Annotated in this window: 21 protein-coding genes; 15 read left to right on the forward strand and 6 right to left on the reverse strand. The window is 64.8% G+C overall.

From position 1 onward, the window contains the following. Window positions 1-24 precede the first annotated feature (24 nt). From CGS25_RS03380 to CGS25_RS03405, 6 genes are read left to right on the forward strand one after another with little or no spacing between them, the layout of a single operon-like run. Entirely contained in the window at window positions 25-927 is a 903-nt protein-coding gene (locus tag CGS25_RS03380) for a DMT family transporter (RefSeq protein WP_089033058.1), read from the forward strand. Window positions 928-944: 17 nt separating this feature from the next. Further along, on the forward strand, window positions 945-1,298 hold the full coding sequence (locus CGS25_RS03385) for a non-heme iron oxygenase ferredoxin subunit (RefSeq protein WP_089033059.1): 354 nt from the start codon (window positions 945-947) through the stop codon (window positions 1,296-1,298). Window positions 1,299-1,310: 12 nt separating this feature from the next. Further along, entirely contained in the window at window positions 1,311-2,309 is a 999-nt protein-coding gene (locus CGS25_RS03390; protein WP_089033060.1) for an amidohydrolase family protein, read from the forward strand. Between the two features lie 19 nt (window positions 2,310-2,328). Further along, window positions 2,329-3,342 (forward strand): FAD-binding oxidoreductase, encoded by a 1,014-nt coding sequence (locus tag CGS25_RS03395; protein ID WP_101674599.1) that lies wholly within the window; start codon window positions 2,329-2,331, stop codon window positions 3,340-3,342. Window positions 3,343-3,358: 16 nt separating this feature from the next. Continuing rightward, a complete protein-coding gene (locus CGS25_RS03400) occupies window positions 3,359-3,922 on the forward strand; it encodes an NUDIX hydrolase (protein ID WP_101674600.1) in 564 nt (187 codons plus the stop codon). A 44-nt stretch (window positions 3,923-3,966) separates the two neighbouring features. Beyond that, window positions 3,967-4,728: an IclR family transcriptional regulator gene (locus CGS25_RS03405; protein WP_089033063.1), complete on the forward strand. Its 762-nt coding sequence runs from the start codon at window positions 3,967-3,969 to the stop codon at window positions 4,726-4,728. Window positions 4,729-4,751: 23 nt separating this feature from the next. Here the strand turns inward: CGS25_RS03405 and CGS25_RS03410 are convergent, their stop codons facing one another. Beyond that, window positions 4,752-5,309 carry a carboxymuconolactone decarboxylase family protein gene (locus CGS25_RS03410; RefSeq protein WP_101674601.1) on the reverse strand — a complete coding sequence of 186 codons (558 nt, stop codon included), beginning with the start codon at window positions 5,307-5,309 and terminating at the stop codon, window positions 4,752-4,754. Between the two features lie 97 nt (window positions 5,310-5,406). On the opposite strand from CGS25_RS03410, the gene CGS25_RS03415 reads away from it, so the two are divergent. Together CGS25_RS03415 and CGS25_RS03420 are read left to right on the forward strand one after the other, a co-directional pair. Then, entirely contained in the window at window positions 5,407-5,730 is a 324-nt protein-coding gene (locus CGS25_RS03415) for a winged helix-turn-helix transcriptional regulator (protein ID WP_101674602.1), read from the forward strand. A 94-nt stretch (window positions 5,731-5,824) separates the two neighbouring features. After that, window positions 5,825-6,664, forward strand: a complete 840-nt coding sequence (locus CGS25_RS03420; protein ID WP_101674603.1) for a DMT family transporter — start codon at window positions 5,825-5,827, stop codon at window positions 6,662-6,664. A gap of 205 nt (window positions 6,665-6,869) precedes the next feature. On the opposite strand, the gene CGS25_RS03425 is transcribed toward CGS25_RS03420, so the two are convergent. From CGS25_RS03425 to CGS25_RS03445, 5 genes are all read right to left on the reverse strand, one after another. Then, window positions 6,870-7,577, reverse strand: coding sequence for an extensin-like domain-containing protein (locus CGS25_RS03425; protein ID WP_089033067.1), 708 nt, complete (start codon window positions 7,575-7,577; stop codon window positions 6,870-6,872). A gap of 32 nt (window positions 7,578-7,609) precedes the next feature. Beyond that, window positions 7,610-8,527: a bile acid:sodium symporter family protein gene (locus CGS25_RS03430; RefSeq protein WP_101674604.1), complete on the reverse strand. Its 918-nt coding sequence runs from the start codon at window positions 8,525-8,527 to the stop codon at window positions 7,610-7,612. Window positions 8,528-9,144: 617 nt separating this feature from the next. Further along, the gene (locus CGS25_RS03435; protein WP_089033069.1) at window positions 9,145-9,351 is read right to left on the reverse strand and encodes a hypothetical protein; all 207 of its coding nucleotides are present in this window, start codon (window positions 9,349-9,351) and stop codon (window positions 9,145-9,147) included. 25 nt (window positions 9,352-9,376) lie between these two features. Beyond that, the gene (gene cysE / locus CGS25_RS03440) at window positions 9,377-10,147 is read right to left on the reverse strand and encodes a serine O-acetyltransferase (RefSeq protein ID WP_101674605.1); all 771 of its coding nucleotides are present in this window, start codon (window positions 10,145-10,147) and stop codon (window positions 9,377-9,379) included. A 2-nt stretch (window positions 10,148-10,149) separates the two neighbouring features. Continuing rightward, complete coding sequence (locus CGS25_RS03445; protein WP_089033071.1) at window positions 10,150-10,923, reverse strand: RNA methyltransferase; 774 nt, start codon at window positions 10,921-10,923, stop codon at window positions 10,150-10,152. Window positions 10,924-11,115: 192 nt separating this feature from the next. On the opposite strand from CGS25_RS03445, the gene suhB reads away from it, so the two are divergent. The 7 genes from suhB (at window position 11,116) to CGS25_RS03480 (ending at window position 19,908) form a co-directional block, all read left to right on the forward strand. Then, complete coding sequence (gene suhB, locus CGS25_RS03450) at window positions 11,116-11,934, forward strand: inositol-1-monophosphatase (RefSeq protein WP_089033072.1); 819 nt, start codon at window positions 11,116-11,118, stop codon at window positions 11,932-11,934. Between the two features lie 261 nt (window positions 11,935-12,195). Next, window positions 12,196-13,650 carry an NAD-dependent succinate-semialdehyde dehydrogenase gene (locus tag CGS25_RS03455; RefSeq protein ID WP_089033073.1) on the forward strand — a complete coding sequence of 485 codons (1,455 nt, stop codon included), beginning with the start codon at window positions 12,196-12,198 and terminating at the stop codon, window positions 13,648-13,650. A gap of 156 nt (window positions 13,651-13,806) precedes the next feature. Further along, the gene (locus tag CGS25_RS03460; protein ID WP_089033074.1) at window positions 13,807-14,979 is read left to right on the forward strand and encodes an isocitrate/isopropylmalate dehydrogenase family protein; all 1,173 of its coding nucleotides are present in this window, start codon (window positions 13,807-13,809) and stop codon (window positions 14,977-14,979) included. A 61-nt stretch (window positions 14,980-15,040) separates the two neighbouring features. After that, window positions 15,041-16,291, forward strand: coding sequence for an aspartate aminotransferase family protein (locus CGS25_RS03465; protein ID WP_101674606.1), 1,251 nt, complete (start codon window positions 15,041-15,043; stop codon window positions 16,289-16,291). Beyond that, window positions 16,288-17,256, forward strand: coding sequence for a D-2-hydroxyacid dehydrogenase (locus CGS25_RS03470; RefSeq protein WP_089033076.1), 969 nt, complete (start codon window positions 16,288-16,290; stop codon window positions 17,254-17,256). Before CGS25_RS03465 ends, CGS25_RS03470 begins: the two co-directional genes overlap by 4 nt. Window positions 17,257-17,294: 38 nt before the next feature. Continuing rightward, a complete protein-coding gene (locus CGS25_RS03475; RefSeq protein WP_089033077.1) occupies window positions 17,295-18,704 on the forward strand; it encodes an amidase in 1,410 nt (469 codons plus the stop codon). A gap of 1 nt (window position 18,705) precedes the next feature. Next, the gene (locus CGS25_RS03480; RefSeq protein ID WP_089033078.1) at window positions 18,706-19,908 is read left to right on the forward strand and encodes a pyridoxal phosphate-dependent aminotransferase; all 1,203 of its coding nucleotides are present in this window, start codon (window positions 18,706-18,708) and stop codon (window positions 19,906-19,908) included. Window positions 19,909-19,940 lie beyond the last annotated feature (32 nt).

Here is a 19,940-nt window from a genome sequence, read left to right on the forward strand (position 1 = left end):
CCCGGTGGGCCGGAGAGCCTGAACATGGATGAACTCAACGCCACCCTACCGATCGGCCTGGCGCTGCTCTCATCGGTGATGTTCGCGCTCACCTTCCTGCTGGTTCGGGTGGGTGTTAAAAGCGCCTCCAGCGCCACCGCGTTGTGGATCACTCTGTCCATCAATGTGCTGTTTCTGTGGGTGTGGAGCCTGCTGACCCAAGAGGTGCATCTTCGGGACTGGTGGCAATGGCGATACTTTTTCCTGTCCGGCATGTTCGCGCCGTTGCTTGGCCGGCTGTTTCAGTTTCAGGGCATGGCACGGCTCGGTGCCAACATCACCACGCCATTGACGCTCACCCACCCGGTGATTTCGGTGATTCTGGCGATCGCCTTTCTTGACGAACGGATCACGCCTCTGGGGTTCCTGGGCGCGCTGCTGGTGGTGATGGGCAGTGTTGCCGTCGGCGCCGAGGGCGGTCGCAACGATACCCGCAGCCTGGCCCGGGTACCGCGCCGTTATTTGCTTCTGCCCGCGGCGGCGGCGCTCAGCTACGGCATTTCCATTGTGCTGCGCAAGGTCGGCATCGACATCGGCGCCGACCCGATCACCGCCGCCGCGGTGACCTGCACCTCATCCTGGCTGTTCGCCACGCTCTATTTCCTGCTCAGCGGCTCGTTCGCAAGCATACGCTGCAGCCGCAACGAGTTCGGCTACTTCGTGCTGGCCGGTGTGTTCTCAGCACTTGGCCCGGTGCTGTTATACGCCGCGCTGCAACACCAGGACCTGGTGGTCGTCGCGCCACTGGCGTCAACCACGCCGCTGTTCGTGCTGCTGATGTCCTACATTTTTCTGCGCGCCGACGAAATTTTTACCCGCCAGGTTATCGCCGGCACTGTCGCCACCGTATCCGGCGTGGTGCTGGTAACGGCCTATGGCCTGGCTTGAGAAACTCAGGAGTTGCCATGAATTGTGTTATCAATCTGTCCCGTTTCTACGTCTGCGAACTCGATCAACTGGGCGACGGAGAGATTGTTCAGATCACGCCACCGGCGCGCCCTCCGATCGCGGTGTTTCGCGTCGATGATCAGCTTTACGCCACCGACGACACCTGCACCCACGGCCAGGCGTTGCTCTCCGAAGGCGACGTCGACGACGACTTCGTGGTCGAGTGCCCCTGGCACGGCGGCACCTTCGACATCCGCACCGGCGAAGCCTTGTCGTTTCCCTGCGTGCTGCCACTCAAGGTGTATCCGGTTCAGCTCGAGGACGGCAAGGTCTATGTCGATGTACTGGCCGGCGCGGTCAAGGCCGGATAGGGAGGCGACATCATGATCGATATGCATACCCACGTGGTGCCGGCGGATTTTCCCGCCTACCCGGGCAAGCAGCCTGGCCACGCCTGGCCTTGCATGCACTGTGGTGAGCACCACCGCACGGTGATGATCGGTGGCAAACCGTTCCGCCAGGTTGAAGACAACGCCTGGGACCCGCGCCGGCGGATTGACGAAATGGCCGCCGAAGGCGTCGCCGTACAAGTGCTCTCGCCCATGCCCGAGTTACTGTCCTATTGGTTCGAGCTGCCCGATGCGCTGGCCTTTGGCCGCCATATCAACGGCACCATCGCCGCGATGGTCGCCCATGACCCCAGCCACTTCCACGGCCTCGGCATGGTGCCCCTGCAGGACCCGCAGCGCGCCGCCCGGGAAGTGCGTTCATTGAAGCACGAGTTCGGCCTGCGCGGCGTCGAAGCAGGCTCCAATATCAACGGCATCGCCCTGGCGGATCGCCGCTTCGACCCGTTTTTTCAAGCGCTCGAAGAAGAGGACATGTGCTTGTTCGTGCACGCGCTGCACCCCACCACCGAACGTCTGTACGGCCCCGCGTTGATGGAAGCCCTGGTGGCCTTTCCCAACGAAAACGGCCTCGGCATCGCCGCCTTTATCGCCAATGGCGTGCTGGACCGCTTTCCCCGCCTGCGGGTCGCGTTCAGCCACGGTGGCGGTTCATTCCCAATGATCCTGCCGCGTCTGCAGCATGGCTGGCACAGCAACGCGGCGCTGCGCGACACCATGCCACATGCCCCCGAGGAGACCGCCCGGCGCTTCTGGTACGACACCCTGGTGTACAGCGAGCAGGCCCTGGCGTACCTGATCCAGGTGTATGGCCATGAACGCCTGATGGTGGGCAGTGACTATCCGTTCGTGATCCGCGAGCGCGACCCCGGCCACCGCCTGCTCGGGCTTGAGCTCGACGATGCCCAGCGGCGCGCGCTGTTGACCGACAACGCCCGGCACTTTCTCGCCATTGCCGACGCCTCCAACCGTTAACCGACAGGACACCGTCACTATGCCGACGATTCATCTTCATAACAGCGAGCTCGCTTTCGAACAGACCGCCGAGCATGACTGCCTGCTTCGTGCCGGTCTGAGCGCCGGCCTGGGCCTCGCTTACGAGTGCAATTCCGGTGGCTGCGGAAGCTGCAAATTCGAGCTGCTGGAGGGCGAGGTGGAAGAACTGTGGGAGCAGGCGCCCGGGCTCACCGAAAGAGATAAAAAGAAGGGCCGCAAATTGGCGTGCCAGTGCCGCGCGGCCGGCGATGTCACCATCAAGATGCGTGTCGACGACAGCTACCGGCCGGCCTGCCCGCCGCGCCGCCTGCAAGCCACTTTGGAACAGCGCCGCGAACTGACCGCGGACATCGTGGAATTTCGCTTTCGCACCGCCGTCGCCGCGCGCTTTTTACCCGGCCAGTACGCCATGTTGCATCTGCAGGGCCACGCCGCGCCAAGAGCCTATTCAATGAGCAATCTGGCCAACGATGACGGTGTCTGGGAATTCTGGATTCGCCGCAAACCCGGTGGCCAGGTCAGCGGCGCGCTGTTCGACCATCTTCAGCCCGGGGATCGCATCGAACTGGACGGCCCTTACGGCCTGGCTCACCTGCAACCGGAATCCCCCCGCGACGTGCTGTGCATTGCCGGCGGCTCGGGGATTTCGCCGGTGCTCTCCATCGCCCGCGGGGTGCTGGCCGAGCCCTTACTGGACGGCCGCCGCGTGCACTTCTTCTTTGGCGGTCGCACACCGGCGGACATTTGTGGCTTGAACGAGTTGCGCGCGCTGCCCGGCGCGGATCAGCGCATCGACTTTCACGCCGCCATCTCCGAGCCGTCGCCGGACCAGGGCTGGGACGGCCTGGTCGGCTTTATCCACGAAGCGGTGGCGCACACCCTGGGTGAACGTCTGGATCAGTTCGAATGCTATCTGGCGGGTCCACCACCGATGGTGCAGGCCACCACCCGGATGTTGTTGCTGGAGAGCCGGGTGCCCGCCGAGCAGGTGCATTTTGACCGCTTTTTCTGAGCCAGGCGGGCAGGCCATGAACCGTTCACTACGGCAACGTCTGGCGGCGCTGCCGCCACTCGGCCCGCCCTCGCCATCACCGCACCAGCGCTGCGCGGCGGTGCTGATCGCCGTGCTTGAACAAGAGGCGGATTGCCCGGTGATTTTTACCCGCCGGGCCACGCGGTTGCGCCAGCACGCGGGTGAGATCTGCCTGCCCGGGGGCCTGATGGAACCGGCGGACAATCGCTGCGTGATCCGCACCGCCTTGCGCGAAGCCCGCGAGGAATTGGGGTTGTCGGTATCGCCAGCCGCCGTGCGCGCGGTGTTGCCCGCCTGCGACAACAGCAGCGGCGTGCGCGTCTATCCGGTGCTCGCCCGCGTCACCCGCCCTCGCCAATGGCGCCTCCAGGCCAGCGAAGTCGCCGACGTTCTGGAACTGCCGCTCGCTGCGTTCATGGACGCGGGTCAATACCAGCACCAGGAGATCGAGTACCGGGGCCGGCGCAAAACATCGCTGGTGCTCTCCTATAGAGGCGAGCGGATATGGGGCCTGACCGCGCGCATCATGGATCGCCTTCGCCAACGGCTCCCAGGTTAATGGCATGCCCGGTGTGGCACGCATCACTACGACAAGGAAGACCCATGGCAACCCCGGTTAACGCTTCGGTAATCAAAGCCTTTCGAATTCTCGGCGCTTTTACCTTCGCCGGCGAAAAGCTGACGCTGTCCCAGCTTTCCCAGCGGCTGGACATCAATATCGCCACCGCCCACCGCTTCCTCACCACCCTGCTTTCGGTGGGCGCCATTGGCCGGACCCCGGACGGCGCCTTCGAGCTCGGTTTGCTGCTCGCCGACCTCGGCGGTCGGGTGTCGGTCACCGACGCCATGCACCGCCTTACCCAACCCCATGTGGAGAGCCTGGCGCTGCGCTTCGGCGAGACCATCCACGTGGGTATCCCCGATAACGGCATGGTCTGCTATGTGGCAAAAGGCGAGGGCTCGCGCAGCCTTACCATCATTACCCATATCGGCAAACGGCTGCCCGCTTACTGCACCGGGTTGGGCAAAGCCCTGCTCAGCCGCCTGGAGGGTGAAACGCTCAACCAGTTCCTTGAGCGGCAGGATTTTCGTCGCTTCACCCAGCACACTCTCATCGACGCCCCCTCCTTGATCAAAGAACTGAGCCGCACCCGTAAGCGCGGCTACGCCCTGGACAACGAAGAGGTGGAAACCGGACTGCGCTGCGTGGCGGTGCCGATCAGTGACCACAGCGGCACGGTGCGCGCGGCCATCTCGTTGTCGGCGCCGATAACGCGCCTCAATCAGGCGAAAATTCGCGAAGTGGCGGCGGCCTTACGTGAACACGCGGCGCAAATCGGCGCCAGTCTGCCCGGTGCGTTTTAACTGACTGCTGAAGACCCCCTTGCCTACCAGGCTGGAAAGCGCACCGCCCAGCTTTCCGGCGGCAGCGATGCAGTGTTGGCGATCAGGCTGACGGTTTTATAAAAGCCGCACAGCGCCAGGATTTCCAACTGCTGCTCGGTGCTCCAACCTGCCGCGAAGCGCTTGCCGGTGGGCTCATCCAGATGGCCCATGGCATGCAGTTGATCCACCGCCTGCAACAGCAACCGTTCTTCCGGGTTCCAATCTTCCTGCCGTGGTGCCCCGCGCCGTGTGGCGCGAATCTGCGCGTCACTGAAGCCGGCGGCCCCGGCGAATACCTTGACGTGCACGCCCCATTCGTACTCGCAGTCGTTGTTGGCGGTGGTGCGCAGAATAACCATCTCCCGCTGCCGCAGGGTCAAGGGGCTATCGGCATCCAGAAGGCCGGCGGCGCCCAGCTTTTTTAACAGTCGCGGACTGCGCGCGAACACCCGGAACAGGCTCAACACCTCGCCGTCCCTGTTCGGATAATAGCGATCCAGAATCGCCTGAATGGCGGGCGTAAAATCGGGCCCCGGCAGGGGCGCAAGATCGTGACTCATGGTAACCTCTCGTCTTTCGCTACGGAAAGTGTAGCGACCCGATTCTTCGCTACATTTTATGTGGCGGTCAAGTCAACCAGGCTATAAGAGGTGCCCGATGGCCAGAAAAGCCGTTACCCCGCCCGTGCGCGGCTCCCGCAGCGGCCGACCGATCATGGTGCTGCTGGATGCGCTGGGCCAGCGCTGGACATTGCGCATTCTGTGGGAACTGACCCCTGGGCCGCTGTCGTTCCGGGATCTGCGCGAGCGCTGCGACCAGGTCTCGCCGACGGTCCTCAATGGCCGCTTGAAACTCCTCAGGGAAATGGCGCTGGTGGAACGGGAAGAAGGCGCCGGCTATCGCCTCACCCCCCAAGGCCAGGAGTTGGGCGTCAGGCTGTTGGATCTCAATCATTGGGCGGAACACTGGGCGCGGGATTGATGCGCGCCCTTCCCGACGCCGGCAAGGCCCGCCATACTCCGATCCGACACCGGCCCCGCCGGCGGGCCTGACGCACCAGGAAGGGGAAACCGCTATGAATCGCCGTACCGCCCAGGGCACCACCCTCGCCCTGCTGGCCAGCGTGCAGTGGGGCGCCACCGGTATCTGGGTGGCGCTGTTGCGGGACCTGCCCACTGGCACCACCCTGGTGTTTCGCTTTCTCACCGCCGCACTGCTGCTGGCCGCGCTGCCGGCGATCACCCGTGGCTATAAAGCGCCGACGCGCCAGGCCGCCTACGCCGGGGCCTTGCTGGCCGCCTATTACATCCTCGCCACCATTGGCTTCTACTTGAGCAATGTGGTCAGCGTTTCGTTATTGGTGTCCACCTCACCGTTTTTCGTGATGCTGCTGCGCGCCCTGCGGCGCGAGCGGGTGGCGCCCCGTGAACTGGCCGGCGGCCTGCTCGCGTTCGTCGGCGTGACGGTGGTGCTGATGCTCGCAGACCAATCCACCGGTACTGGCGAATCGGAATTGATCGGCAATCTGTGCGGCTTGGGTGCGGCGTTGACCATGGCGCTTTACTCGATGGCCGGCACCCGCTTGCAGGGCCAGGGCTGGAGCGTGGTGTTGATCAGTTGTGTGCTGGGGCTGCTGGTGTGCGTGCCGTTCGCGCCGGGGGCGGAAGCCATGCCGGACCGCCACCAATGGGCTCTGTTTTTGGGGCTGGCGGCGTTCTCGACCCTGGCGCCGGGTTATTTGTATCCCCTTGCCTGCCAGCACATTACTCCCACCGCCGCCACCACGGTGCGCCTGAGCACGCCGTTTTTTACCGCCCTGTTCGCTTTTTTGGTGCTCGGCGAAGCGCTGGGCATCAACCACCTTCTGGGCGCGCCTCTGGTGTTGCTGGGGGTGTATCTGACGCTGCCGCGTTAGAAACAGGGAACAGATTGAAAGGACCAGCGCGGGCGGGACCGTGGTGTGACAAAAGGCTGTGTCCGCGCCAGCTACAAGCTACAAGCTACAAGCTACAAAAAGCGACGACGGAAGTGGCCTCTTGCAGCTTGAAACTTGCCGCTTGAAGCCGGTCTCCACGGAGCACGGCGTCGCCGATGGCACGGCCTGTCCCTTGTTCCAGCCGCTAACGACAGATGCCAAACCCGCGCAACCCCAGGTGGAAATGGTTGGCGTGGGCGGCGTTGTAGTCGGGGCTCAGGGTGGTGCCGAAAAACCGGCAGGCGCCGTCGCGGGCGCGGTGCAGAAAGTCTCCGCGTTTGCCGTCGTCGTTCCAGTCGTCAAGCACCGAGACACGGGTGCCGTCGGCCAGGGTGAAGGCGGCTACGTCGAGGGCCGAGGCGGTGGCGTGGTCGCTGCGGCGGTCATCCTTGCGGTGGTAGATGTTGCGGCAAGCGAAGGTGCCGTAGTGCCATACTTCACGCACCGGCTGACCGAACACCGCCTTCGCCTGAGGCTGCAGCTGGTGGCGTTCGAACATCGCCCAGGCCAGCGCCAGAGGACAGCGCGCCACGAACGAGTGATTGAAACGTACCCCGGCGCTGCGCACGCGCACCACATTGCTTAACGGGCACGCCTGAACCGGGGTGTAATCCTTCAGGGGCAGGTAATCCAGACCGCCTTCAGGCACCGTATCCAACGCCGCCAGGCACGCCTGGCGGTCATCGCCTATGCGCTTGAGTTTCCAGCGCGTCACCGGTGTCACCGGGTCGCTCACCACCAGTGGCATAAAGGGATTCCACTGGCGCGGCACCGGCCACCATTGCTGCTTGAGACCAGCCACGAATAGAGCGGCGGCGATGGCCATCACCAGGATTACCAGGAGGGATTTCATTCCCTCCAGCCTAGCGACCCACGGGCTGGCCCTCAATCATCCTTTTCTCCCCGGCGGCGCCAGTACCAGGCGAGAATCGAGCCGGACAAATTGTGCCAGACGCTGAACAACGCCCCCGGCAGGGCCGCCAGGGCGGAAAAATGCTTGCCCGCCAGCGCCACGCCCAGGCCGGAATTCTGCATGCCCACTTCGATCGCCAGAGTACGTGCTTGGCGTCGGTCAAAGCGCAGCAAGCGGGCGGCGCCGTAGCCCAACCCAAGCCCCAGGCCGTTGTGCAATATCACCGCCAGCATCACCAGCAACCCGCCGGTGGCGATGTGACCCTGGTTCTGCGCCACCACGATGCCGATCACCAGCACAATGGCGATCACCGAGATCAGCGGAAAGATTTCACGCACTGGCCGCAGCGGTTTGTGCAATAGCGAGTTGAGCACCGTGCCTCCCACCACCGGCAGCAGGACGATTTTCACCAGCGACCACAGCATCGCCGCCACCGGCACCGGAATACTCTCACCGACGTACAACCAAACCAGCACCGGCGTGGCGAGCACCGCCACCAGGGTGGACAGCGACGTCAATGTAATGGACAGCGCCACGTCGGCGCGCGCCAGATAACAGATCACGTTGGAGGCGGTGCCGCCGGGGCAGGCGCCCACGATCACCAGCCCGACCAGCAGCTCCTGGGGCAAACCAAGCCCCCGGGCGACCAGAAACGCGGCCAGCGGCATGATCAGAAACTGCAGGCCCATGCCAGTAAGAATCACCCGGGGCTGGCGCAACACCCGGGCGAAATCCGACCAGGCCAGAGTCATGCCCATGCCAAACATAATCACCATCAGCAGGGGCACGATCCAGGTGCCACGGGCGGCCAGCGGCGCCGGCATCAGATAGGCGAAGATCGAAAGCAGAATGGCCCAGAGGGGGAACAAGCGGGTGACCGTGGCAATCATGATGTGCTCCACTTTCTTAGGTTCATCGCGAGCGGGAGTTGATTCATGCTGATCCATTTCCCATCAAAGTCGCTTCCCGCTAAAGCGCGATGAGCCTTTTTTATTGGTTCTTCGTGCTTTAACGGGAAGCGGCTTTTGGCTCGCGGTTGGGCCGCTCCATTGGGGACGCGGGGCAAGGGCGGTGCCTTCCGGGACCGCTCCCAGATCAAACTCCTCAGCCTGATTTTCCCTCTGCAGGCCATGGCCTATCGTACCGCTCTGGAGGGCTTTCCCCCTTGTTGTGTCGCCGAGCCGCGGGAAATTGATAGGGTCAGTTGGCCAGGGACGGCCAACTGAGGCGGCGGACGACAGGATGTCGTCTCGTCGCCGACCCGGCCATCAATTGCCCGTGGCTCGGGAACCCGAAGGGCGACACAACGGGGTGTCCTTCTTTGTCTACTTTCTTGGACAAGCAAGAAAGTAGAACGCCCAACAGGGCGTCAGCGGCGATGGGAAGTGGATCAGCATGCGTCAATTCCCGCTATTCCGTGAAGAACCTTTTTTATTGATGTGGTTGATGGCTTTGGTCGGCGCGCTTCAGCTCACTCAGAGCACGCAAGGGATTGTTCGGCAGCCTTTTATAGACGAATAAAATACGGCAAGGCGGTGAGCAGCACACCCACCACCACCACCCAGATCGCCTTGGTGACAAACCAGGGGTAGATCATCAGCGCGGCGCCACACACCAGCGGCATCAGCACCGCTTGCTTTTTTCCGTAAATAAACAGGCCCATGCCCACGCAGCCGAACAAAAATCCCCAGATCAATGATGCAACGTCAGGCATGGTTTGCTCCGTCGATAACGATTCCTTAATCGGTGCCGCCGCGCGCCTTTACCGATTCGAAGTCTTCGTCGTTCAGTTCCGGCAGCTTTTCATCGCAGCCCTGAATGCCCTGCTTTCTCAGGTTGGTGCAGACCCGGTCCAGTTTGCCGTCGACGGCGTGCAGGTGATCGAGCAGCGCGCCAATGGCCTCGGCCACCGGGTCAGGCATGTCGTTGCTGACACCGTAGGCCTGGAAGCCGATTTTTTCGGCCATCTCCTGGCGGGTCTTTTCCTGTTCGGTGACCGCCTTGCCGATGACCCGGCCGGGGATGCCCACCACGGTGGCGCCTTCGGGAACCTCCTTGGTGACCACCGAATTGGAGCCGATCTTGGCGTTCTTGTGCACCGTGAACGGGCCCAGCACCTTGGCGCCAGCGCCCACCACCACGCCGTCTTCCAGGGTCGGGTGCCGCTTGCCCTTGTTCCAGCTGGTGCCGCCCAGGGTGACGCCGTGGTAGAGGGTGACGTCATCGCCGATCTCGGCGGTTTCACCGATCACCACGCCCATGCCGTGATCGATGAAAAAACGCCGGCCGATCCTGGCGCCCGGATGGATCTCGATGCCGGTGAACCAGCGGCTGAAGGTGGACAGCAATCGCGCGATCTGTTTGAACTTATGGGTCCACAACCAGTGCGCCAGACGGTGGAACAACACCGCGTGCAGGCCGGGGTAATTGAGCAACACTTCCAAGGTGTTGCGCGCCGCCGGGTCACGGTGAAAGACCGATCGGATGTCCTCTTTGATCTGGTTGAACATAGTTACCTCGAAGTGGAAGCCCGCATGGCTTTTTCCAGCGCCACCAGAGTGCCACGCAGAATGCTGATCTCCATTTTGTCCGGACGGGCGCGCAGGAACAATCGCCGCATGCGCGTCATCACCTGGCCGGGGTTGGACTGATCCAGAAAGCCGCTTTCCGCCATCACCCGTTCCAGATGCTCCAGAAACTGCTGCACCGCCTCGTTGCCAGCGGCGGGCTCGTCCCAGAACATCTCCGGCAGGGGCATCAACTCGCGCCGGGAGCGGGCATCTGGCAGGTCCGGGTCTTCGCCCACCAGCGCCAGCCGCAGCTCATAGGCGATCAACTGTACCGCGGACGCCACGTTAAGCACGCCGTATTCGGGATTGCTGGGCACCGTGACGTGCAGGTTGCAGCGTCGCAGTTCATCGTTGGTGAGACCACGGTCTTCTCGCCCGAACATCACCGCGATGCGGGTGTCGGCGGGTTCGCGCTGCAATTGCGCGGCCAGTTGCCGGGGCGTGACGCAAGGCCAGGGGATGCGGCGCTGGCGGGCGCTGGTGCCAATCACCAGGGTGGCGCCGTCCAGGGCTTCGTCCAGGCTCGCGCAGACGCCGGCGGCGGCCAGCACATCGCCGGCGCCGGAGGCCCGAGCGGTCGCCTCCACGCTTGGGTAGCTTTTCGGGGCCACCAGCCTCAGGTCACTCAGGCCCATGGTTTTCATGGCGCGGGCGGCGGCGCCGATGTTGCCCGGATGGGTGGTCTCCACCATCACCACGCGCACGTTGTCGAGCATTGTCTAGCCTGCCTATTCGATGGGCGGGGCGGCATATTAACAGAATCCGGCCATCCGCCGCGCCTGCGCTGGCCATCGCCCCACGGTGGCGAACAAAGGTGTCTGCCTTCGCCGCCCCGGCTCTGCTACAATTCGCCCCCGATGGACGGCCAGGGCGCCGCCCGCGCTCTTTGAAACCGACAGGATGATTGCATGCACGCGCCGCAAGTGAACATTGCTCTGCGAGCCGCCCGCCAGGCGGGCAACCTGATCCGCCGCGCCGCGGAGAACAACGATCCGCTGAGCGTGGATCGCAAGGGGGTCAACGATTTCGTGACCCAGGTGGACCGGGCCGCGGAAGCACGCATCGTCGATGTGCTTCGTAAAGCCTATCCCGAGCACGGCATTCTCGCCGAAGAAGGCGGGGAAATCGCCGGCCAGGGCGACGGCGCCGATTACCAGTGGGTGATCGACCCTCTCGATGGCACCACCAACTTCATTCATGGCGTTCCCCAGTACGCGGTCTCGATTGCCCTGAAAATCAAGGGCAAGGTGGAGCACGCGGTGGTCTACGACCCGCTGCGCGACGAGGAATTCACCGCCAGCCGTGGCCGTGGCGCGGCGCTCAACGGGCGCCGTCTGCGAGTCACCAACCGCCCTGGCCTGGAAGGCGCGTTGATCGGCACCGGCTTTCCGTTCCGTCAGGATCAGGCCCAGCACATGGACGCCTACCTGGGCATGTTCCGTTCGGTGGCCGAAGTGGCCGCCGGCCTGCGCCGCCCGGGCGCCGCCGCCCTGGACCTGGCCTGGGTCGCCGCCGGCCGCTTCGACGGCTTTTTCGAGATTGGCCTGGCGGAATGGGACATGGCCGCCGGCATCCTGCTGATCACCGAAGCCGGCGGGCTGGTGGGCGACCTCAACGGTGGCCACCGTTACCTCACCCAGGGCAACCTGGTGGCCGGCAGCCCCAAGGTGTTCAAAGGTCTGCTGCAAAAGCTGCAACCGCACGTCACCGACGCCCTTAAGCGCTGAGCCCCGCGCTCCGAGCGCCATGCCACGGGCGTGGCGCTCGCCCTTCGCCGCGTTGATACAACCATCGCCAATCATCCCGATACACAAATCAAATGCCCCGGGGATAGGCGTATGCGGCGGGCTCTGTTAGCGTAATAGAACCTCGGAACAGGGGCTGCGCGTGCCGTTTCATCACGGCGTGCTGGCCACCCGTTCACGGTTTCGTCCGACCGCAGACGCATTCCGATCCATACTGAGACCCGGTTTCAGGAGAGCCGCCCGATGAGCAAGTTCACCCTCAAAGACAACGATCTTTTTCGCCAGCAGTGTTTCATCAACGGCCAGTGGTGCGACGCCGAAGACGGCGCCACCTTCGAGGTGGACAACCCCGCCACCGGCGAGACCATCGGCAAGGTGCCGCGCATGAAAGAAGCGGACACCCTTCAGGCCATCGCCGCCGCCGATAACGCCCTGCCCGCCTGGCGCGCCAAAACCGCCGGCGAACGGGCCGATCTGCTGTACGCCTGGTATCAGTTGATGATGGACAATCAGGACGATCTGGGCGCGCTGATGACCCTGGAACAAGGCAAGCCGCTGGCGGAATCCAAGGGCGAAATCGCCTACGCCGCATCCTTTATCAAATGGTTCGCCGAGGAAGCGCGGCGCGCCTATGGCGACACCATTCCCGGCGCCAAGCCGGGCCAGCACATCGTGGTGATCAAACAGCCGATCGGCGTCACCGCCGCGATCACGCCCTGGAATTTCCCGTCGTCGATGATCACCCGCAAGGCCGGTGCCGCCCTGGCGGCGGGCTGCACCATGGTGGTCAAACCGGCCAGCGCCACACCTTATTCGGCGCTGGCCCTGGCCGAATTGGCGCAACGCGCCGGCATTCCCGCTGGCGTGATCAATGTGATCACCGGCTCGGCGGCGGCGATTTCCAACACCATCACCAGCTCCCCGGTGGTGCGCAAGGTCAGCTTCACCGGCTCCACGGAAGTGGGCAGCCAGTTGATGGCCCAGTGCGCCGAGCACATTCAGAAAGTGTCGCTGGAACTGGGCGGCAACGCGCCGTTCCTGGTGTTCGACGACGCCGATCTGGACAAGGCCGTGGAAGGCGCCATTGCCAGCAAGTTCCGCAACACCGGCCAAACCTGTGTGTGCGTGAACCGCTTTCTGGTGCAGGATGGCGTGCACGATGCCTTCGTGGAGAAACTCTCCGCGGCGATCAAGAAACTCAAGGTCGGCGATGGCTTCGAGGAAGGCGTGACCCAGGCGCCACTGATCAACGAAGGGGCGGTGAAGAAGGTGCTCGAACACATCGAGGACGCCGTCGCCAAAGGTGGCAAAGTGGTGCTGGGCGGCGCCGCCCACGAGCGCGGTGGCAACTTCGTTCAGCCGACGCTGATCACCGGCGCCACCCAGGACATGGAGTTCTGCCAGGAAGAAACCTTCGGCCCGTTGGCGGCGATCATCCGCTTCAAGGACGAGCAGGAAGGCGTGCGCCTGGCCAACGACACCCCGTTCGGGCTGGCGTCTTACTTCTACAGTGAAAACATTCACCGCGTGTGGCGCGTGGCGGAAGCCCTGGAGGCCGGCATGGTGGGCATCAACGAAGGGCTGATCTCCAACGCCGCCGCGCCATTCGGTGGCGTCAAGGAATCCGGCCTCGGCCGCGAAGGTTCCCACCAGGGCATGGACGAGTACCTGGAAACCAAATATCTGTGCATGGGTTAAAAGCCGATACAGGTTACAGGAATCAGGATACAGGCGCGGATACGTCCGGTGTCAGTTCACCGCCGGGTCCGCGCGGTTAATCTGTATCCTTCATCCTGAATCCTGAATCCAACCCGGTGCGCCACGAATGGAATCCGCTGTCGGGAGGGAAGGCATATGGCCAACAAGTTACGAATAGCGCTCTTGCCCGGCGATGGCATTGGCCCGGAAGTGATGGCGGTGGCGGAGGCGGTGTTGAACACGCTGGTCCGCCAGCACCGGTTGCCGCTGCAGTATGACCGCTTCGACTGGCCCGCCACCGCCTGGCATCAGCAGCATGGCGCGATGATGCCCGACGATGCCCTGGCGCGGCTGCGTGCCTACAATGCCCTGTTGTTGGGCGCGCTCGGTGATCCCGGCCCGCTCGACGATCGTGAGCGTTACGTGCTTGCCGATGGCCTTTCCCTGGCGCCTCTGCTGACCCTGCGTAAGGGGCTCGACCTGTGGGCCTGCGAACGGCCGGCCCGTTTTTACCCGGGCACCCTTCAATACCTCGCCGATGATCGTGCCCGCGATCTGGATATGCTGGTGATTCGCGAGAACAGCGAAGGCGAGTACGCCGGCCAGGGCGGCCGCCTGCGAGCCGGCACCGATCAGGAAGTCGCCACCCAGCTTGAAGTGTTCACTTATACCGCCACCGAACGATTGGTCCGGCACGCGTTCGAGCGCGCCCGGCAACGTATCCAGGTGCGTGGCCTGGAAAACCGCGAGCGCCGCTTCACCGACAGCGATGGCCAGCCGCGCGCCGCCCAGGTCTGTCTGATCACCAAACGCAACGCCCAGGCGTTCTGGGGCGAGCTCTATACCCGGGTGTTCGCGGAGGTCGCCGCCGATTACCCCGATGTCGCCACCCACCATGAACTGGTGGACGCCGCGGCGATGAAATTCGTGCAGGCGCCCTGGCGTTTCGACGTGGTGGTGGCGAGCAATCTGCACGGCGATATTCTTACCGATCTGGCGGCGGTGCTCGCCGGCGGCCTGGGGGTGGCGCCCTCCGCCAACCTCAACCCGGCGGACGCTTCCGTACCGGCCCTGTTCGAACCCACCCACGGCTCCGCGCCGGACATCGCCGGCCGCAATCTGGCGGACCCGCGCGCCACCCTGTTCAGCCTCGCCATGCTGCTTGACCATCTGGCGGAAAAAACGCCGGTTTTTGGTGGCGCGGCGCGCCATTTGCATGAGACGCTGTTGGCAGACCTCGCCGCCGGGGAACCGGCGAGCGGCACCGACCTGATCGGTGAGCGGATTCAAGGCGCCCTTGGAGAAACCGGAGCCGCTGAACCGTCTTAGCGCCACGCAAGGCTGATTTCAGCGCCTTTCCCCCGGGGCACGGCACGCGGAGGAATGAGCCATGAGTCACCTGTCTCCATTGTTGGTGCAATCCAGCGGGATCTGTGCGGAACGGGGCGAAGGAAGCTGGTTGTACGACGGCGAAGGCCGGCGCTGGCTGGATGTCACCTCCGGCATCGGTGTCACCGCCACCGGCCATTGCCACCCCCCCGTGGTGGAAGCCGCCCGCGAGCAGGTCGGCAAGCTGGTGCACGCCCAGTACACCACCGTCAGCCACCCCAATATGCTACGCCTCAGCGATCGCCTCTACGAGCATCTGCCCGCCGGGCTTGATGCGGTGGCGTTCGCCAACTCCGGCAGCGAGGCGGTGGAAATGGCCTTGCGCCTGGCGCGCCAGACCAGCGGCCGTCCCAATGTCATCGCTTTTATGGGCGGCTTTCACGGTCGCACCATGGGCGCCGCGTCACTGACTTCCTCCACCACCAAGGTGCGCACCGGCTGGGGCCCAATGATGCCCGGCGTGTTCTTTTCGCCGTTTCCGCACAGCTACCACTATGGCTGGAGCGAGCAGGACACCGTGGCGTTCTGCCTGCGCGAGCTGGATCAGCTGTTCCTCACCCAGACCGCCCCCGGCGACGTGGCCGCCATGATCATCGAACCGGTGCAGGGCGAGTACGGCTACTACCCCGCCACCCAGGCGTTCATGCAGGGCCTGCGCGAACGCTGCGACCGCCACGGCATCCTGCTGATCGCCGACGAAATCCAGGCCGGCTATGGCCGCACCGGGCGGTTCTGGAGCCATCAGCACTTCGGCGTCGAGCCGGACATTCTGATCACCGCCAAGGGCCTGGCCAGCGGCTATCCGTTGTCGGCCATCGCCGCCAGCAAGGCACTGATGGCCGAAGGCTACCCGGGCTCCCAGGGCGGCACCTATGGCGCCAACGCGGTGGCCTGCGCCGCCGCGCTGGCGACACTGGAGGTGATTGAAAGCGAATCCCTGGTGGAGCAGGCGGGCACCCTGGGGGATTACCTGGACAACGCCTTGAACGGGCTGCGCCAGCGCCATGCCTGCGTGGACGAGATTCGCGGCCTGGGCCTGATGCGCGGCATGGAGATTGTCGACCGCGACGGCCACGCGGACGGCGCCCGCGCCGGCGCCCTGCTCGCCGCCAGCGAACAGGCCGGCCTGCTGCTGTTGCGCTGTGGCAGCCACGGCCAGATCGTGCGCTGGCTGCCGCCGCTCACCGTCAGCCGCGAAGAGATTGACCGGGCCATGACGCTGTTCGAAGACGCCCTCGGGGAAACCGCATGACCCTGCCGCGCGTCACCGTTTTGCTGGCCGCCGACGAGCCCGACCTGCCCGGTCTGGAGGCGCTGCGGCCGCTGGCCCGGGTCCATCAGCAGCGCGGCGACGACGGCCTCGCGGAACGGCTCGCCGACACCGACATTCTGGTGGTCACGGACTTCCGCACCGACACCCTGGAGGCGGCCTGGCCCTCGCCTTGCCCGATCCGCTGGGTGCACGCCACCAGCGCCGGCGTCGACGCGCTGATGATCGCGCCGATCCGCGACGGCGATCTGCTGGTGACCAACGCCGCCGGGGTGTTCGACCGGGGCATCGCCGAGTACGTGCTCGGCGCCGTGTTGCTGTTCGCCAAGGACACCCTCACCAACCTGGCGCTGCAGCGCCAGCACCGCTGGCGGCACCGCGAGACGCGGCTGGCCCGCGATCAGCAGGCACTGGTGGTCGGCGCCGGCTCCATTGGCCGCGAGGTCGCCAGCGTACTCGGCGCCATCGGCATGCCGGTGATCGGTACCGCCCGCCGCGCCCGCCAGGACCGCGCCTTCCGGCGCGTGCACCGCCAGGAGGACCTGCCCGCGCTGCTTGGCGACGCCGACTACGTGATCATCACCGCGCCGCTCACCGACGCCACCCAGGGGCTGTTCGACCGTCGCCACTTCCGGCTTATGAAGCCGGGGGCGGTGCTGATCAACGTGGGCCGTGGCGCCATCGTGCGCACCGACGCCCTGCTCGAAGCCCTCGACAGCGGCCGGCTGGCGGGCGCCGCCCTGGATGTGTTCGAGCAAGAGCCGCTGCCCGCCGAACACCCGCTGTGGCGTTACCCCAATGTGATGCTCTCCGCCCATATGGCCGGCGACTTCGTCGGCTGGCGGCGCGCCCTGGGCGAACAGTTCGTGGACAATTTTCAGCGCTGGCGACAGGGGCGTCCCCTGGCCAACCCGGTGGACACCCGCAGGGGCTACGGCCGGCGCTGACTTCGCTTTCCCAATCCGCGGTTTCAGAGGAGACGACGATGAGCGAAGACCTGCGGAGCCTGAGTGCCCTGGCACTGAAAGAGGCCTTTGAGACCCGACGGCTGTCGCCGGTGGAGGTCGCCGAGAGCCTGCTGGATCATGTTCAAAGCAGCGATCACGCCCTCAACGCCTGGTGTCTGATTGACCGGGAAACCACCCTGGCCCTGGCGCGGGAGTCGGAGCAGCGCCACGCCCGTGGCGAGCCGCTGGGGCTGCTGGACGGCGTGCCGGTGGCGGTCAAGGATGTGTTTCTGACGCCCATGTGGCCCACCGTGAAAGGCTCGCGCACCATCGATCCCGCCTCGACCCTGAATAAACGCTCGCCGGCCACCGCTGCGCTGGAGCGCCATGGCTACGTGCCCCTGGGCAAAACCACGACGCCGGAATTCGGCTGGAAAGGGGTCACCGACAGCCCGCTGTGCGGGCCCACCAACAACCCCTGGGACCCGAGCAAAACCGCCGGCGGTTCCAGCGGCGGCTCGGCGGCGGCGGTGGCCGCCGGCATGGCGCCGTTGGCGCTGGGCACCGACGCCGGTGGCTCGATCCGCATTCCCGCCGCGTTCTGCGGCATCGTTGGCCATAAGCCCACCTTTGGCGAAGTGCCGCACTGGCCGGCCAGCCCGTTCGGCACCCTCGCCCACGCCGGGCCAATGACGCGCACGGTGGCCGACAGCGCCCTGATGATGCAGGTGCTCACCGAAGCCGACCCCCGCGACGCGCAGGCCGCGCCACGCCGGCAGGTCGACTATCTGGCCGCGCTGGGCGGCGACTTGTCCGGGCTGCGCATCGCCTACAGCAACAACCTGGGCTATGTGGATGTGGACCCGGACATCGAGCGCGCGGCGGCCGAGGCGGTGCGCGTGTTCGAAACCCTGGGCGCCACCGTGATCGAAGTGGACCCGGGTTTCAGTAACCCGCTGGCCGCCTTTGGCCACCTGTTCTACGGCGGCGCCGCCAACGCCTGCCGCGACCTGGGCGCGCGCAAACGCGCCGAGATGGACCCGGCCCTGATCCAGGTGGTGGAAAAGGCGGAACGCCTGTCGATGCTCGATTATCTGGCGGCGGTGAACGAGCGCATGGCGCTTTCGGAACGGATGGCGGTGTTCCATCAGAAGTACGACCTGCTGATCACGCCGACCCTGCCGATCACCGCGTTCGACACCAACCGGGAAGTGCCTCCGGACTGGCCCAATACGCGCTGGCCCACCTGGACGCCCTTCACCTACCCGTTCAACCTCACCGGTCAGCCGGCCCTGTCGGTCCCGCTGGGCCTGGCCAGCAACGGCCTGCCCATGGGCCTGCAAATCGTCGGCCGCCGCTTCGAGGACGAGCGGGTTCTGCAAGCCGGCCACCTGTTCGAGCTGGAGCGCCCGTTCGCGGCCCGGCCACCGATCGCCGGGGAGGCCTGATATGAGCGGCATCAATCTGGACACCGATTTCTACGAAACCGAAGACCCGATCTGGAACCCGGCGTTGCACACCATCCCAGTGCCCGGCATTCGCCGCATGGTCAATCTCGCCGCCACCATGGACGACGTGATCCACCTTTCCATCGGCCAGCCCGATCTGAAACCGCCACGCCACGTGGTCGAGGCCACCATCGACGCGCTCAACGCCGGCCAGACCGGTTACACCATGGACGCCGGTCTGCCGGAGCTGCTGGAAGCGCTCGCCGACTACTACGGACAGCGCTACCACCGAACCCTGTCGCCGGAAAACATCATGATCACCACCGGCGCCACCGAAGCGGTGTATCTGGCGCTCACCGCCACCTCGGCGCCGGGGCGCGAGTTCATCGTGCCGGACCCGTCGTTCATGCTGTATGCGCCGTTGATACGGATGAACGGCGGCGTGGTGAAAACAGTGCCCACCCGGGCCGAGAATCAGCATCAGCTTGATCCGCAGGAGGTGATCGACGCGATTGGCCCCAACACCTACGCCATCGTGCTCAACTCACCCAGCAACCCGACCGGCACCGTGTATCCGCGTGAAACCGTGGAGGCCATCGTGCAAGAGGCCGCCTATCGGGGCGTCTATGTGATCAGCGACGAAGTCTACGACCACCTGATTTACGACGGCCGCGAGTACCCCAGCGTGCTCTCCTGCTGCTCGGATCTGGACCACGTGATGGTGGTGTCGAGTTTCTCGAAAACCTTCAGCATGGCCGGCATGCGCATTGGCTGGATGATCGCAAGCCAGGGCGCGATCAAGAAGCTGCGCCGCTACCACATGTTCACCACCACGGTGGCCAACACGCCCTGCCAATGGGCCGGGGTGGCGGCGTTGCGCGGTGACCGCACCTTTATTGACGACATGCTCGAGGAATATCAGAAACGCCGTGACCGGCTGGTGGAGCTGGTGCAACAGACCCCGCACCTGACCGGCTACCGGCCGGAAGGCGCGTTCTATCTGTTTCCTTCTCTGCCGGAGGGCGTTAACGGCGGCAACGTGGCCCTGAAACTGCTGCGCGAAACCGGCGTGTGCACCGTAGCCGGCGAAACCTTCGGCGACGCCGGCGCCAATTCCCTGCGAATCAGCTACTCCACCTCACTGGAACAAATCGAAGCCGCTTTCCAGCGCATGATTCCGTGGATGGCCAAGCAGGATTGGTAAGAAGAAGAACGTTGAAAGTTAAAAGTTGAAAC

It is taken from the genome of Alloalcanivorax mobilis (assembly GCF_002864685.1).
Classification (GTDB): Bacteria; Pseudomonadota; Gammaproteobacteria; order Pseudomonadales; family Alcanivoracaceae; genus Alloalcanivorax; species Alloalcanivorax mobilis.

Excerpts from the sequence above, each read along its gene's own strand:
- CGS25_RS03380 (WP_089033058.1), top strand. The coding sequence starts at position 25 with ATGGATGAACTCAACGCCACCCTACCGATCGGCCTGGCGCTGCTCTCA.
- CGS25_RS03385 (WP_089033059.1), top strand. The coding sequence starts at position 945 with ATGAATTGTGTTATCAATCTGTCCCGTTTCTACGTCTGCGAACTCGAT.
- CGS25_RS03390 (WP_089033060.1), top strand. The coding sequence starts at position 1,311 with ATGATCGATATGCATACCCACGTGGTGCCGGCGGATTTTCCCGCCTAC.
- CGS25_RS03395 (WP_101674599.1), top strand. The coding sequence starts at position 2,329 with ATGCCGACGATTCATCTTCATAACAGCGAGCTCGCTTTCGAACAGACC.
- CGS25_RS03400 (WP_101674600.1), top strand. The coding sequence starts at position 3,359 with ATGAACCGTTCACTACGGCAACGTCTGGCGGCGCTGCCGCCACTCGGC.
- CGS25_RS03405 (WP_089033063.1), top strand. The coding sequence starts at position 3,967 with ATGGCAACCCCGGTTAACGCTTCGGTAATCAAAGCCTTTCGAATTCTC.
- CGS25_RS03410 (WP_101674601.1), bottom strand. The coding sequence starts at position 5,309 with ATGAGTCACGATCTTGCGCCCCTGCCGGGGCCCGATTTTACGCCCGCC.
- CGS25_RS03415 (WP_101674602.1), top strand. The coding sequence starts at position 5,407 with ATGGCCAGAAAAGCCGTTACCCCGCCCGTGCGCGGCTCCCGCAGCGGC.
- CGS25_RS03420 (WP_101674603.1), top strand. The coding sequence starts at position 5,825 with ATGAATCGCCGTACCGCCCAGGGCACCACCCTCGCCCTGCTGGCCAGC.
- CGS25_RS03425 (WP_089033067.1), bottom strand. The coding sequence starts at position 7,577 with ATGAAATCCCTCCTGGTAATCCTGGTGATGGCCATCGCCGCCGCTCTA.
- CGS25_RS03430 (WP_101674604.1), bottom strand. The coding sequence starts at position 8,527 with ATGATTGCCACGGTCACCCGCTTGTTCCCCCTCTGGGCCATTCTGCTT.
- CGS25_RS03435 (WP_089033069.1), bottom strand. The coding sequence starts at position 9,351 with ATGCCTGACGTTGCATCATTGATCTGGGGATTTTTGTTCGGCTGCGTG.
- cysE (WP_101674605.1), bottom strand. The coding sequence starts at position 10,147 with ATGTTCAACCAGATCAAAGAGGACATCCGATCGGTCTTTCACCGTGAC.
- CGS25_RS03445 (WP_089033071.1), bottom strand. The coding sequence starts at position 10,923 with ATGCTCGACAACGTGCGCGTGGTGATGGTGGAGACCACCCATCCGGGC.
- suhB (WP_089033072.1), top strand. The coding sequence starts at position 11,116 with ATGCACGCGCCGCAAGTGAACATTGCTCTGCGAGCCGCCCGCCAGGCG.
- CGS25_RS03455 (WP_089033073.1), top strand. The coding sequence starts at position 12,196 with ATGAGCAAGTTCACCCTCAAAGACAACGATCTTTTTCGCCAGCAGTGT.
- CGS25_RS03460 (WP_089033074.1), top strand. The coding sequence starts at position 13,807 with ATGGCCAACAAGTTACGAATAGCGCTCTTGCCCGGCGATGGCATTGGC.
- CGS25_RS03465 (WP_101674606.1), top strand. The coding sequence starts at position 15,041 with ATGAGTCACCTGTCTCCATTGTTGGTGCAATCCAGCGGGATCTGTGCG.
- CGS25_RS03470 (WP_089033076.1), top strand. The coding sequence starts at position 16,288 with ATGACCCTGCCGCGCGTCACCGTTTTGCTGGCCGCCGACGAGCCCGAC.
- CGS25_RS03475 (WP_089033077.1), top strand. The coding sequence starts at position 17,295 with ATGAGCGAAGACCTGCGGAGCCTGAGTGCCCTGGCACTGAAAGAGGCC.
- CGS25_RS03480 (WP_089033078.1), top strand. The coding sequence starts at position 18,706 with ATGAGCGGCATCAATCTGGACACCGATTTCTACGAAACCGAAGACCCG.